The 12,228-nt window shown below is 68.8% G+C and carries 13 protein-coding genes; 4 read left to right on the plus strand and 9 right to left on the minus strand.

Features of this window, described 5'->3' with window-relative positions; all coding sequences use genetic code 11:
• Nucleotides 1–101: 101 nt before the first annotated feature.
• Nucleotides 102–986 carry a YwqG family protein gene (locus tag EER30_RS24650; RefSeq protein WP_127502950.1) on the minus strand — a complete coding sequence of 295 codons (885 nt, stop codon included), beginning with the start codon at nt 984–986 and terminating at the stop codon, nt 102–104.
• 245 nt (nt 987–1,231) lie between these two features.
• Between EER30_RS24650 and EER30_RS24655 the strand changes: the two genes are divergently transcribed.
• Complete coding sequence (locus EER30_RS24655) at nt 1,232–1,459, plus strand: hypothetical protein (RefSeq protein ID WP_127502951.1); 228 nt, start codon at nt 1,232–1,234, stop codon at nt 1,457–1,459.
• A 341-nt stretch (nt 1,460–1,800) separates the two neighbouring features.
• On the opposite strand, the gene EER30_RS24660 is transcribed toward EER30_RS24655, so the two are convergent.
• Nucleotides 1,801–2,265, minus strand: a complete 465-nt coding sequence (locus tag EER30_RS24660) for a DIP1984 family protein (RefSeq protein ID WP_127502953.1) — start codon at nt 2,263–2,265, stop codon at nt 1,801–1,803.
• 400 nt (nt 2,266–2,665) lie between these two features.
• Complete coding sequence (locus EER30_RS24665) at nt 2,666–3,631, minus strand: helix-turn-helix transcriptional regulator (RefSeq protein WP_127502954.1); 966 nt, start codon at nt 3,629–3,631, stop codon at nt 2,666–2,668.
• A 93-nt stretch (nt 3,632–3,724) separates the two neighbouring features.
• On the opposite strand from EER30_RS24665, the gene EER30_RS24670 reads away from it, so the two are divergent.
• The gene (locus EER30_RS24670) at nt 3,725–4,093 is read left to right on the plus strand and encodes a VOC family protein (RefSeq protein WP_127502956.1); all 369 of its coding nucleotides are present in this window, start codon (nt 3,725–3,727) and stop codon (nt 4,091–4,093) included.
• Between the two features lie 841 nt (nt 4,094–4,934).
• Here EER30_RS24670 and EER30_RS24675 read toward each other — a convergent pair.
• Both EER30_RS24675 and EER30_RS24680 read right to left on the minus strand, forming a co-directional pair.
• A complete protein-coding gene (locus EER30_RS24675) occupies nt 4,935–6,230 on the minus strand; it encodes an FAD-binding oxidoreductase (protein ID WP_127502958.1) in 1,296 nt (431 codons plus the stop codon).
• Complete coding sequence (locus EER30_RS24680) at nt 6,227–7,057, minus strand: SDR family NAD(P)-dependent oxidoreductase (RefSeq protein ID WP_127502959.1); 831 nt, start codon at nt 7,055–7,057, stop codon at nt 6,227–6,229. The genes EER30_RS24675 and EER30_RS24680 overlap by 4 nt, the downstream gene beginning before the upstream one ends.
• A gap of 108 nt (nt 7,058–7,165) precedes the next feature.
• Here EER30_RS24680 and EER30_RS24685 point away from each other — a divergent pair, with 108 nt between their 5' ends.
• Nucleotides 7,166–8,152 carry a hypothetical protein gene (locus EER30_RS24685; protein ID WP_127502961.1) on the plus strand — a complete coding sequence of 329 codons (987 nt, stop codon included), beginning with the start codon at nt 7,166–7,168 and terminating at the stop codon, nt 8,150–8,152.
• Here EER30_RS24685 and EER30_RS24690 read toward each other — a convergent pair.
• Nucleotides 8,133–8,477: a winged helix-turn-helix transcriptional regulator gene (locus EER30_RS24690; RefSeq protein ID WP_127502962.1), complete on the minus strand. Its 345-nt coding sequence runs from the start codon at nt 8,475–8,477 to the stop codon at nt 8,133–8,135. The genes EER30_RS24685 and EER30_RS24690 overlap by 20 nt on opposite strands.
• A gap of 82 nt (nt 8,478–8,559) precedes the next feature.
• On the opposite strand from EER30_RS24690, the gene EER30_RS24695 reads away from it, so the two are divergent.
• Nucleotides 8,560–9,702: an oxidoreductase gene (locus tag EER30_RS24695; RefSeq protein WP_127502963.1), complete on the plus strand. Its 1,143-nt coding sequence runs from the start codon at nt 8,560–8,562 to the stop codon at nt 9,700–9,702.
• Between the two features lie 36 nt (nt 9,703–9,738).
• Here EER30_RS24695 and EER30_RS24700 read toward each other — a convergent pair whose 3' ends face one another.
• The 3 genes from EER30_RS24700 to EER30_RS24710 form a co-directional block, all read right to left on the minus strand.
• The gene (locus tag EER30_RS24700; protein WP_127502965.1) at nt 9,739–10,413 is read right to left on the minus strand and encodes a hemerythrin domain-containing protein; all 675 of its coding nucleotides are present in this window, start codon (nt 10,411–10,413) and stop codon (nt 9,739–9,741) included.
• A gap of 44 nt (nt 10,414–10,457) precedes the next feature.
• Nucleotides 10,458–11,069: a TetR/AcrR family transcriptional regulator gene (locus EER30_RS24705; RefSeq protein ID WP_127502966.1), complete on the minus strand. Its 612-nt coding sequence runs from the start codon at nt 11,067–11,069 to the stop codon at nt 10,458–10,460.
• 75 nt (nt 11,070–11,144) lie between these two features.
• Nucleotides 11,145–12,185, minus strand: coding sequence for a TerC/Alx family metal homeostasis membrane protein (locus EER30_RS24710; RefSeq protein ID WP_127502967.1), 1,041 nt, complete (start codon nt 12,183–12,185; stop codon nt 11,145–11,147).
• Between the last annotated feature and the right edge of the window lie 43 nt (nt 12,186–12,228).

Below are 12,228 nucleotides of genomic sequence, written 5' to 3' on the forward strand. Positions count from 1 at the left end.
GCGGCGGGTGATCAGCGCGCCGCCGCGCAACGCACGGATGCTCTGGACTGGATGATCATTTCGGCGCGCGGCACTGAGATCCGCCTGACGTGGCGGGCAGTTCAGGAGCACTGGAAGATGAAGGCGGCGGCCTCGAAGCGGGCTGCGGCGATGTCGTCGGGCCGCATCACCCAGTACAGGCTGCCGCAGTCGCCCCACATCATCTCGGCATCGTCGTCGGAGTCGATCTGCACCAGCGACGTCCACAGGCGGGCCTGGTCCCACAACTCCGGATCCGGGTAGGGCAGCCGGGAGCCCAGGTGCTGCCACGCGGCTTCGACCTCGACGGACCCCTGCACGGGGTCGGCGTACCCGCCGAGGTAATGGCGTGGCATTTCGGTCCGGTCGCTGACCTCGTCGAGGAACTCGTCGCTGTTGGACGCATCGGTCATGAACTCCCGATCGGCGTCGGGCAGCTGCGCGACAGCCCGGTGCAGTGCGGGATGCTCCCAGTCCGGGCCGGTCGCGATCAGCTCACCGGCGAGCGGGACCTCGGGGTAGACGGCCGCGCCGGGTTCGGTTCGCAGCGTCGTGGCCGTCCCCGCCGGCACGAACACGACGCGGCCCGCCGGTGGCTGCGCCACCGGCACCGGATCACTGATCCAGAACACCTCGTCCGGATCCTCCGACGGGTCGCGGTAGAACAGCAGCAGCGTGCCGTCGGCCGGTAGCGGCACATCCAGGCGGCCGACCGGCAGCCGGCTCAGGTCGATACCCGCGACGAAGCCCAGCGGCCTCCCGGCCGGTGACTGCGGCCACGGCATGCCGTCCGGCAACGCCGGCGATCCGCCCAACTGCCCGACAGTCTGCTCGCCTACCTCGGCCCGCCGTAACCTGATCGCGGGCCGCAGCAGCCTGATCCACGTGTCTGCCGCCGCCGGCGGAAGCGTCGCGCGCGCTACCTCGATCAGCCCCGCGGCGTTCGGCGTCAAGTCCAGGACCCCCACGCAGGCATCTTGTCACCCGCAGCGAACGACGACACTCGCGGCCAGGCGCACGCGGGATCGATGCCGGAGAATACGGGAAGGCACCACCCCTGACCAGCTACGGATCGCGTGTCGCCCGCAGCGCAGGCCCGAGACACTTCCGCATCCGCTCATCGGCCCGTGAACAAGCCGCCAGTGCGAGTCGTGACGCTGTGTAGCGACCAGCTCGCGGCAGAAGAGGACGGCGAGGGTGAGATGATCGACTCGTGCTGATCCGCGAGACAAAGGCGGTTTTGGCGTCGATGCTTGACGACGCCGGGGCGGGCTCGAGCGCGGTTGCCCCGACCGACGGCCTGGCATCCGGACACCTCTGGTCCTTCGGCAAGGCCCTCGACAAGTTCTTCGGCGAAGCTGTCGCCCTTCCCGGATGGGCATGGGCGCTGAGCGGTTCGCAAGCGTCCCAGGATGTCGCTATTGTGCTCGACCAGATCTGAGCGCCAGCTTTCCTCGAGTAGACCACGTCGCGCACCCTGAGTTGGCCGCCGTGCACGATCGGCGGCAGGTAAGTAACCACAGAAGTTGCCGAGCTTCAGATGTGGACCGTTCCGTTCATGAGCGACGCGGAGTTCCCCAATCCCGCCCTCGCCGTCGTGGATCTGCGCTCGGTGGTGTGCTGTGCCCTGTGCGCCGTCACCTGTGCCGTGTGCTGGGCATGCAATGTTTGTCGGGGAATCGAACCCCCGCGCCTGCCCCCGGCGCGCCAGGAGTGAGCCGGATTACCCGCCAGCTCTCGGGTTTGCGCACGCCTCCACGTCGGTTACCTGCTCCGCGTCGGTCAGTCGAGCAAATCGACCTCCCAGTTGACCCGCTGAATCAGCGTGTCCACCTCTCGGACCTGCCGGGCAAGATCGTCGGCCTGGCGACGCAGCTCAACGACCGGTAGCGCCGGGATCATCTTCAGCTCGGACCGCAGCTGCCGGTATCCGCGCTGGCCCTCACCGGCCGCCGCGTCAGCGGCGGACGTGACCATGCTGTGGCGCAGGCGCAGGACGTCTCGCCGGGCGAGCGCGTCGGTCAGTGTGCCGCCCTCGACCTGCGTCGCGGCATTGGTGAGGTTGATTCGCCTGATCAGCGACTCAAGCTCAGTGAGCACTTCGCCCGCCTCGGCGAGCAGGGACACTGCGTCCTCAGCCGGAGTCTCGCCTTCCTGGAAGCGGGCGCTGCTGGTGATGCGGGAGCGGAGCTGTTCAGCACGGCGCGACGCATCTGCGCGCAGCGCGAGAGCTTCGGCAAGTTTCATGGGAGCAGTATGGCCATCCAAGATCGGCGACGCCTCCGAATTTGATCTGCAGGAGCCTTCGAGGCCGACAAACGCCGCAGCAGACCGCGCGGTCCGCGGCTAAATCAGGGTGAAGCCAAGGATGTCGGTTCGCTCGCTGTGTGGCGGTAACGGACCTCGAACAGCGGAAAGCCGCATTCACGGTTGCGTCCCGGACAATCACAGAGAGAGCATTATGCTTAGCTGCCATTTCGCGCGCATCCGCATTTCCATGACGCACTGTTATCGGCACGAGCGGGCGTCGGGCCGCCCACGTCGCGTGACGACTCGCCGCGGGCCGCCGCGCGCGACCAGCGGCCATGAGAGTGAGTTGATCTTGACGCCAGGGTGTGCGTCCTCTCGAACAACCAGGTATTGCTGGTCAGGACGTTCGTGACGGCGCATAGTGGCGGGCAAGGTCGGTGGCGAGGGCGCGGAGGTGAGCCCTGGCTTCGGCGGGGCCGTGCACAGTGATGGCGCTCCCGAACGGCAGCAATGCTCGCACGTCCTCCAGATGCTGGAAGTGGATTGTCACCTTGTGGCCGGCGGCGGATTCTTCATCGTCGTCCCGGACGAGTCGTAGGCCGAAGATCCGTTGCGCTCGCTCGATCTGGGTCTGATCGATGGTGGCGCTGACCTCTATCGCGTGGTTGTGTGCCCACTGACCAATGAGCGCTGCTGCGACGGTGGCCAGGGTCTGGTTCTCGCGGATGCGTCGTGGCTGGTCGAGTTCGTTCCACGTCATGATCCGTTCGAGTCGGTACATCCGTGGCACTCGGGCACAGTCGGCGACGAGATACCAGGCGCCGGCCTTGGCGAACAACCCGTAGGGGTCCACGACCAGGTCGCGTGGACATGACTCGCGTGGGCTGTGGTACACGATCCGTAGCCGGCGACCTCGCCGCACCGGTCCGATCAGCGAAGCCGGAGTCGTGCCGGAAACTCGCGACTGGAGCCAGGGACGACTGTCCACGTGCACGACATCGGTGAGCGGCAGCAGCTCATGAGCTCGACGTGACTGCGTAGCGGCGATCTTGGCGAGCGCGCGCCGGCTTTCGGCCGATGCGTTGAGCTCCGCGCGTTGCTTTTCATCCAGCCCGATGAGCGAGAGATGATCACGCTCGCCAGGCGTGAGCCGCGTGAGGTCGAGCCCGGACCCGGGCAGCATGGCCACGCCACCGAGACGGCCCCGATGCGCGGTCACCGGCAGACCGGCGTCGCGGAGCCAGTTCAGGTCCCGGGTGATGGTTCGCAGGGAAACCCCGAGCGCCGAGGCAAGTTCCTGTGTGGTCGCACCATCCCTCGACTCGAGAAGCAACATCAGGGCGAAGAAACGGTCCGGCGTCACCCACCAAGTTTTCCAGGAAATTGCGACACGATGCGGCGCATATTCCGGCCAGGCTGGTGGATGCGTACCTACCACCTGTGAGAAGGAACAACCATGACCACGTCCGTCGTGTCCATCGTCTATGTGAACGACGCGCCCGCCGCAGCTCGTTTCTACGGCGACCTCCTCGGCATGAGCCCTTCGCTCGAGACTTCGGGATACATCACCTTCGACCTCGGGCCAGGCGCTGACCTCGCTCTGTGGTCCGGTCAGTTCGAGGATCTGTCGCCGGGCGTCCCGCGTACCAGTGAGGTTTGCCTGGCCATCGAAGGTGGACGACCCGACGAGATCACCGCGATCTTCAAGCAATGGCAGTCCAAGGGCGTAACGATCCTGCAAGAGCCGCACGATGCGGGGTTCGGCCTGACCTTCCTCGCAGCCGACCCTGACGGGAACCGTATCCGGGTCGCACCGAAAGACTGAAGTGCACAAGGCGGCAGGCGCGCACGCCAGGTGTCGCGCCTGCCGTTGTCTGCCTTCGAGAGGACGACGAGTGCCCCACGTCGACGGGGCACTTCTCGCAGGTGTACACCATCGGGCCACCGCGATCTACTCGGAAGTCATCTTGCTGCGCAGCCACCTCGGCGCGTAACTGACATCCGGTGAGTGACATCCGCGCTGCCAGTCAGGCGAGAAGTCTCAGCTCAACCTGCTCCAGTAGCACTCATAGGGGAACAGCAGCGAACGCGCACTGTCATCGGCAGATCAAGGCGTCGATGTTGGTGAATGTTGATGCGTCAAGCCTCGCTGCTGGTGTCAGGTCTATGGCCGCTGATGGCCGCAGTCGAGTTCGTTGTCGGCAAGGTCGGTGACCCATCGTGGGTACCGTTGGCATGGACTCGGATGAGGCCGGGATGGCAGTCCACCTCGAAGGGCTCGTTACCCCCGGTCGTGCCTGGCCACATTGCTCCCTGGTCATTACAAGCAGCGGTGTGAACCAGCAATGACTCGCCGGGCCGAAGCCAGTAGTCCCGGCCGTAGGGTTCCAACACCACTTCGAGTAACTCTTCACCGCCGTTGTGAACAGGCATTCGAATCGTGATCGTATCCATCATCGCAATTCTCGCAGCGGCCAGATTCGCCGTCGCCGGCACCCTCTCATCGGCCAGATCCGCATGCGATCGCGGACCTGGCTTTCTGCAGTTGGTGACAAGAGCCCGGCGGTGGCCGCGAAAACCACGGCACATCCGGAGGCCGCCTGCTCCGGCGTACGGCCGTGGTCGATCGGTGAAGGCGGCCGACCACCCCGGCCGCGGCCCGCGGGTCAAAGGCCCGGCGGGCGGAAGATTTCGTCGGGGTCGTAGCGGCGCCACAGCTCCAGCACACGGTCGCCGGTTGCGCCGGGGAAGCAGCGGCGGAAGGCGGCCGCGTCGGGGCGGGACTCGAAACCGAAGTAGGACCCGTCCATGTGCGGGGCGATCTCGTCCCACAGGGTGTCCAACGCGCCGCTGTCCTGCGGTGGGAAGACCGAGCCGATGACCAGCACCTCGTGGTTGCGGTGGGCGAAGGCCGTCGCGTCGGGTGGCACGTCGTTGATCGCGCCGCCGGCCGAGCGCAACTGGATCAGGGTCGGCGTCGGGGCGAAGACCGCGGCCGAGATCGCCTCGGCGGCGGGTGGAGTCATCGCGTGCAGCAGGCCGTTCGTGGTCGTGCCGGGGCGCTGGCCGGTGTTGGGTTCGAGTTGTTCGCACGGCAGCAGGGCCGAGTAGGGCACGCGCTGGATGTGCTGCTTGATCAGGCCGCTGCTGAGGTGCCGCAGCGGCGCGACCGCCTTGCGCATCAGCCGCACGTCGTCACCGGCGTAGACCGCGGTCGTCGAGAGGATCGCCTCCCCTCCGTACGGCATGAGCATGCCGGCCGCGCTCAGTTCGCGCGGCGCGCCCGTCATGTAGGTCACCAGCCGCCGGATCGCCTCGCCCTCCCGGTCGGCCAGCAGCGTCATCCGGATCACGCCGACGTCGCGCAGCTCGGCCGCCTCGATCTCCAGCGCGGTCACGATCCCGACCCCCACCCCGGCGCCTCGGATCGCCCAGAACAGGTCCGGCTCGGTGGATGCGTCGGCCCGTACGATCCGGCCGTCGGCCAGCACGACTTCGGCCGCCCGCACGTGGTCGACGGTCATGCCCCAGTGGCGGGCCAGCCAGCCGATGCCGCCCGAGATCGACGAGCCGCCGACGCCGACGTTGCCGTGATCGCCTGAGCTGATCGCCAGTCCCTGCGGCGAGAGCTCGCGCGCGACCGTCGCCCAGCGTGCCCCGGGGCCGACCCGCACCAGCCGCCGCGAGCGGTCGAGGACGCGTACGTCATCGAGTCTGCTCAGGTCGATGACGACGCCGCCGTCGTTGGAGGCGCGTCCGGCCGGCCCGTGCCCGCCGCTGCGCACCGCAACCGGCAGGTCTTGGTCGCGGGCGAAGCGCAGGGCGGCGACCACCTCAGCGGTGTTCGCGGGCAGCATCACCATCGCCGGTCGGCACGTCCTCGTGAACGTCGACCGCAGCATCGGGTAGCGGCGGTCGGCGGGCAGCACGATCATGCTCTCCAGTTCGCGGGGAAGGGTCACGGATCCAGCTTGGAAGCGACACCGGGGCGGGCCACGTGACGGGCGTCTCCTCGGGTGAGAACGGTGGTCAGTTCGTGCAACCGGTCCTGCACGAGCGGGTCGGTTGCCTGTGTGTTCGGGGCCTGCGGATCGCGCTCGTCGTAGTAGGTTCCGTTGTCGTCGCGCAGCGAGGCGACGTACCGGATGTTGCCCGCCGCGTGCTCCGGGCTGTCGCCGGTGATCGAGAACATCGCGTGCAGCAGACCGGTTGCGATCACCCCCGGGTGCATGCTGACGACGTCGATCGAGGGGCTCGGCCGATGTGCCGCGAGCCAGCAGGTGTACGTCACCAGGGCCAGCTTCGAGTAGGCGTAGGCGGCGGACGGCGAGTACCGGTGCGGCCCGTGCTCGACGTCGTCGAGGTCGAGCGACGCCGAGAAGTGCGTGGCCGACGCGACGTTGACGACGCGTCCGGCGACCAGGTCGAGCAGCCGGGTCGTGAGCAGCGCCGGGGCCAGGTAGTTGACCTGGAAGGTGACCTCGTTGCCGGCCGCGGTGATCGTGCGCGCGGGCGCTCCGGGCCGGGCCGCGTTGTTGATCAGCAGGTCGATCGAGCCGGTCACCGCCCGGATCTCGGCAGCCAGCCGGTCCACCTCGCTCAGGTCTTCGTAGTCGGCCCGCAGATAGGTGAGCGTCGTGCCGGGGCGCATCGCCGCGCGCACCGCGCCGACCGAGCTCTCCGGCCCCAGCCCGTGCAGCACGAGATGGTCCGCCTGTCCGGCAAGGATCAGCGCCGTGGCACGGCCGATGCCGCTGCTCGCTCCGGTCAGCACGATGGTCTCGGGCATGGTTCTCTCCGTTCCGCTTACGTCGTCCGACGTACGCTGCGAGCCGCGCGACGCCCGTACGATCGCAGTTCACGCTCTCGGAGCGGGATGAGCAACACGGAGGGCGAGATGAGGCACTCGCTTGTGGAGGGCACCCTGCGGGTGCTGGGCACCGGCTTCCTCGGCGTGTGGCACATGCGGCCGAAGGCGTTGCGCCGCCGGGCCGCCAACCGTGATCGCTGCCACGGGTGCCGTCACCGCCATCACCGGCTGATGCGCGTGCTGGCGATCCTTCTGGGGTTTCAGGTTCTCGGCGTGGTGGCGCTGGCCGCCTTCGCGGTGCGGGCGCCGCTCTGCCGGCCGCCGTCGTGGATGTCGCCGCTCGACGCGCAGCGTTACGTCACCCCCGGCGGCGGGCCGATCGTCGCACTGCGGCAGTTCCTCACCGCGGGGCAGACCGGTCTCGCCCTCGCCTACGCCGAGACCCGTGGCGCCGACGTCTGCCGGTTCGCGCCCAACGGCAACCTCACCGCGCGCATGGAGACCGGCTTCGCCCGCGGCGGCACGATGTTCGGCCACATCTTCCTGACCCATCCGCAGGCTCATACGGACAGTTACGAGGAGCTGCTGGGGCTCAAGCGCCACGAGGCCCGGCACACCGAGCAGTGGGCTCTGTTCACCGTGCTCGGCGGCCCCGCCGCGTTCCCGGTCGCCTACAGCGTCGACGAACTCTTCGCCCCCGGCGCGTTCAACCACTTCGAGCGGCACGCCGGGCTGCGCGAGGGCAACTATGCCCCGCCCGACGGCCCGTCACCGACGGCCACCCGCTTGCTGCTGGTCGGCGCGATCGTGCTCATCCTTCTTTTCGAACGTCACCGCGTACGCCGTCAGGCCGCGCTTCTGCTCCTGCTGGCCCGCCGATTCCGTCAGCGCGCCGCGAACCCCTGGTGGCACGAGAAGACCGAGCCCGTGCCCGAGAACCGTCTCGTACGCCGCGTCTCGCCCACGGCCGCCGGCGTGCTGGCCGAGCACAGACGTCTGCGGCAGCTCGGCTGTTCAGCCTGCGGCGACCTGCCGAAGACCTCGCCGCAACCGGCTAAGGCGTCGCAGCACTGACCTCGTCGAGGTGTTTCTCACCCCAGCGGAACAGCGGCTGGAGCACGTGCAGCAGTTCGCGGCCGAGCGCGGTGGGCTCGTAGAGGATCTGCACCGGCGTGCTGGGGATCACCTCACGCCGCAGCAGGCCGAGCGTTTCGAGCTCTTTGAGGCGCACCGACAGCATGCGGTCGGAGATGCCGGGGACGGTGCGCCGGAAGTCGACGAACCGGCGGGCGCCCCGGCTCGCGGCCACCAGGATGGCGCCCGACCAGCGGCGCCCCACGGTGTCGAGCACCGACTGCACTTGGCGGCACTCGGTGGGCGCGTTGTCGGGGGTTTTCATGCACCGATCGTATCCACTAACCAAAAGTTAGCGACTAACCGGCTGTTTGCGTGGGCAGGCAAGCGCCGAGACCGTTGAGCACATGAACAGTTCCACCAACGAGAAGTACGCACCGCTGTTCCGTCCCCTCACGCTGCCGAACGGCACGGTGCTTGGCGACCGGCTCGGCATGACCCCGATGACGACCTTCGCCGGCAGCCCGGACGGCGTGCTCACCGACGAGGAGATCGCGCACTACCGGCGCCGCAACAACATCGGGCAGCTCGCCATCACCGGCGCGGTCGCCGTGTCGCCGCACGGGCGGCTGGGCGACGTGCAGTTCGTGGCCTACGAGGAGCAGGACGGCCCGGTGCTGGCCGGCCTCACCCGCCTGGCCGAGGCACTGCGGGCGCGCGGCAACAAGGCGATCCTCCAGCTCCAGCACGGCGGGCGCGAGGCCCACCTCGCGGAGGTGCCGTTCGGCCCGAGCGACAAGCACTTCCCGTGGCACGAGCGACCCACGACCGGCCTCTCCGAGGAGGGCATCGCCGACGTAGTCCGCGAATTCGGCGACGCCACCCGGACGGCGATCAAGGCCGGGTTCGACGGTGTCGAGATTCACGGCGCGAACCACTACCTGCTGCAGCAGTTCTTCTCGACGTACTCGAATGAACGTGACGACGAGTGGGGCGGTGACCTGGCCGGCCGCATGCGCTTCGCGCTCGAGGTGGTGCGCGAGGTGCGCCGCGTCGTGGCCGAGTCGGGCCGCGCGGATTTCCTCGTCGGCTATCGCATCTCGCCCGAGGAGGTGCACGGCGAGACGGTCGGCTACACCGTCGACGAGAGCCTGGAGCTGATCGACGCGATCGTGGAGGCCGGTGTCGACTACGTGCACACGTCGCTGGGCGGCGGCTTCCGGGCGACCGCGCAGGGCGATGACCACCCCGACCCGGTGAACCAGCGGGTCCGGGACCGCATCGCCGGCCGGGTGGCCTTCGTGGTCAGCGGCGAGGTCTGGACCCCGGACGACGCTGTCGAGGCCCTGACGTACGGGGACGTGGTCACGCTCGGCCGCGCCGCGCTGATCGAGCCGGACTGGTCGCACAAGGTGCTCGACGGCCGCGAGGCGGAGATCCGCCGCAGCACGGGCCGCGAGCAGGACCCCGACATCCAGGTCCCGGTGCGCATGTGGGACAAGTTCCTGGAGCCGAACTCGTACCTGCCTCCGCTGCCCCTGAGCGAATAGCCGCGACGCCGCGGGGCTCTCGGGTCTCGCGGCGCCTCAGGCCCGGACGAGGCGCTGATGCTCGGCGTATTGGCGCGCGCCCATCAAACGCCACAGCACCCGCGCCGGGGCCGGCATGCCGCCGAGGAACCAGGCCCGCTCCCGAGGGGTGGCGCCCTCGAGCACGATGCCGGCCAGCACGAGCTTGTCGCTCAGGCGGCTCGGCCCGTGCTTCATCGCGTGCTTCTGCGGCGCCTCCCACTCGGCCACCGTGAGGTGATCGTGGATCAGCGGCAGCACCTTCTGCTCCTCGAGGGCGAGGTGCTCGGCCAGGCCGTCCGCGAGCTGCTGAAGCGCCACCGCGAGCTCTTCGCCCGCCGCCGCTCCGGCCGTACGGGTCCACGACAGTTGCAGGCTCTTCACCGTCCCGATCGCGGCGTCGAGGGCCTCGTGCTGGCCCTCCATCGCCTCGATCAGCGCGTTCTCCATCGGGACGCGCTGATGCAGCAGCGGCCACAGCAGTTCGTCCTCGGCCTCGTGGTGCTCGTGCAGCATGCCGAGCAGCAGGGTCAGATGGTCGCTGACCACGCTCGCGCGCACCGAGTCGCCCTCGCCGACCCGCCGCACCTGGGCGGGCAGCAGGGTGAACTCGCGGGTCATCGCGCGGTGGATGACCTTCATCTGCTCGGTCTCGGGCCGGTCGGCCGGAGCTTGGGGGTCGATCGTCTTCACCAATTCAGAGTAGCGCTCGTACTATGAATTGACTGTGATTCACGTCAATCGTCGAGCAGGGCCGTCACGGCCTGGGCGTAGAGCCAGTCGGCCGCGTCGTCCCAGGTCCAGCCCATCTGCCGGGCGGTCGACCAGGCCGCGGCGCCGAAATAGAACCAGAGGATCTGGGCGGCCCGCTCGGCGTCGATCCACGGCCGCAGCGCGTCGAGCCCGGCCAGCCTGGTCGCGGCCCGGGTCAGCCGTTCGCGGTAGCGGTCGAACGCCTGCTCGGCCGCCTCGGCGACGGCGGGTTCGGAGGACCGGTTCTCCAGCAGGAAGCGCAGGGTCTCCGACTGGCGGCGGGTCACCTCGGCCGTGCCGTCGGCGAGGACCCGCAGGATCCGGCGACCGTCGGCCGTGTCCGCCGTCTCGGCCAGCGCAGCCTCGATCGCCGCGTCGTCGGTGGCATCCTGCGCGACCGCCGCGATCAGCGCCGGTTTACCGCCGACGCTGGTGTAGACGGTGTTGAGCGCGACCCCGGCCCGGTCGGCGATCGCCGCCACGCTCGTGCGGGCATAGCCGCGCTGCGCGAACAGGGCGCGCGCGGCCTCGACGATCGCCGCCCGGGTGACCTGGGCGGCCACGGCCCGGACCGGGGAGCGGTAGGAGCGAGTCATCAATTGACCGTAGCAAGCGACCAATCAATGGAGGCCGTTCCCGACCCCGGGCCCGGCCGTGGGGCACTCCTCAGATCACCGTTGATCGGAGGAGTGCCCCACGGAGACCGGCTCGCCGGTTTCCTGCGCGGCGGCCGCATCCCGGCGGTTGGCCAGCACGCTGGTGATCGTGACGGTGACCAGGGTGAGGGCGATGACGCCCAGCGACGCCAGCGTCGGCACCTCGGGCAGCGCCGGCCAGACGCCGTGCGCCCAGTGCAGCACCAGCTTCACCCCGATGAAGGCCAGGATGACGGCGAGCCCGTAGTTGAGGTGACGCAGCTTGTCGAGCACGTTGCGCAACACGAAGTAGAGCGCCCGCAACCCCATCAGAGCGAACGCGTTGGTGGCGAACACCAGGTACGGGTCTTCGGTCACGCCGTAGACCGCGGGCACCGAGTCGACCGCGAAGACGATGTCGGTCATGAACACCGCGAACACGACCACGGCGAGAGGAGTCAGAGCCCGGCGCCCGGCCTGCCGCACGGTCATCTTGCTGCCGTGGTATTCCTTGGTGACCGGGAAGAAGCGGCGCAGAAGCTTGACGCTGCGCATCCCGTCGATGTCGACCTCGTGGTCCTGACCCTTTGTCGCGTCCCGCATGACCTTGACCGCGGTCAGCAGCAGGACGCCGCCGAAGAGCAGGAACGCCCAGGTGCCGGCCTGCAGGACGGCCGCACCGGCCGCGATGAAGATGCCCCGCAGCACCAGCGCGCCGGCGATGCCGTAGAGCAGCACCCGCTGGGCCAGCGCCGACGGCACCGCGAACGCGCCGAGCAGCAGCATGAAGACGAACAGGTTGTCGACCGACAGCGATTTCTCGACGACGAATCCGGTGTAGAACTCGATTGCCGGGCGGCTGCCGTAGGCCCACCACAGCACCAGGCCGAACACGGCCGGCAGCGTCAGGTAGAAAATGGACCACCCGACCGCCTCGCGCATCGGCACGTCGTGCGGCCGCCGGGTGACCACGAAGTCGGCCACAAGCAGGCCGATGAGGACAGCGATGCTGATCGCCCACAGTTGCGGGGATGCGACGGTCTCGAGCGGGGCAGCAAGAATCACGGATTGCGCCATGCGCGGGGTTCCTCCTCGGAGATGTGCGCCATCGTCCGAGGTC

This window comes from Actinoplanes solisilvae, from assembly GCF_003999975.1.
Lineage (GTDB): Bacteria > Actinomycetota > Actinomycetes > Mycobacteriales > Micromonosporaceae > Actinoplanes > Actinoplanes solisilvae.

What these genes read in the sequence shown, in the direction of transcription:
- EER30_RS24695 (WP_127502963.1), top strand. Translation starts at nt 8,560, where the DNA reads ATGAACAGTTCCACCAACGAGAAGTACGCACCGCTGTTCCGTCCCCTC.
- EER30_RS24690 (WP_127502962.1), bottom strand. Translation starts at nt 8,477, where the DNA reads ATGAAAACCCCCGACAACGCGCCCACCGAGTGCCGCCAAGTGCAGTCG.
- EER30_RS24660 (WP_127502953.1), bottom strand. Translation starts at nt 2,265, where the DNA reads ATGAAACTTGCCGAAGCTCTCGCGCTGCGCGCAGATGCGTCGCGCCGT.
- EER30_RS24680 (WP_127502959.1), bottom strand. Translation starts at nt 7,057, where the DNA reads ATGCCCGAGACCATCGTGCTGACCGGAGCGAGCAGCGGCATCGGCCGT.
- EER30_RS24670 (WP_127502956.1), top strand. Translation starts at nt 3,725, where the DNA reads ATGACCACGTCCGTCGTGTCCATCGTCTATGTGAACGACGCGCCCGCC.
- EER30_RS24710 (WP_127502967.1), bottom strand. Translation starts at nt 12,185, where the DNA reads ATGGCGCAATCCGTGATTCTTGCTGCCCCGCTCGAGACCGTCGCATCC.
- EER30_RS24705 (WP_127502966.1), bottom strand. Translation starts at nt 11,069, where the DNA reads ATGACTCGCTCCTACCGCTCCCCGGTCCGGGCCGTGGCCGCCCAGGTC.
- EER30_RS24685 (WP_127502961.1), top strand. Translation starts at nt 7,166, where the DNA reads ATGAGGCACTCGCTTGTGGAGGGCACCCTGCGGGTGCTGGGCACCGGC.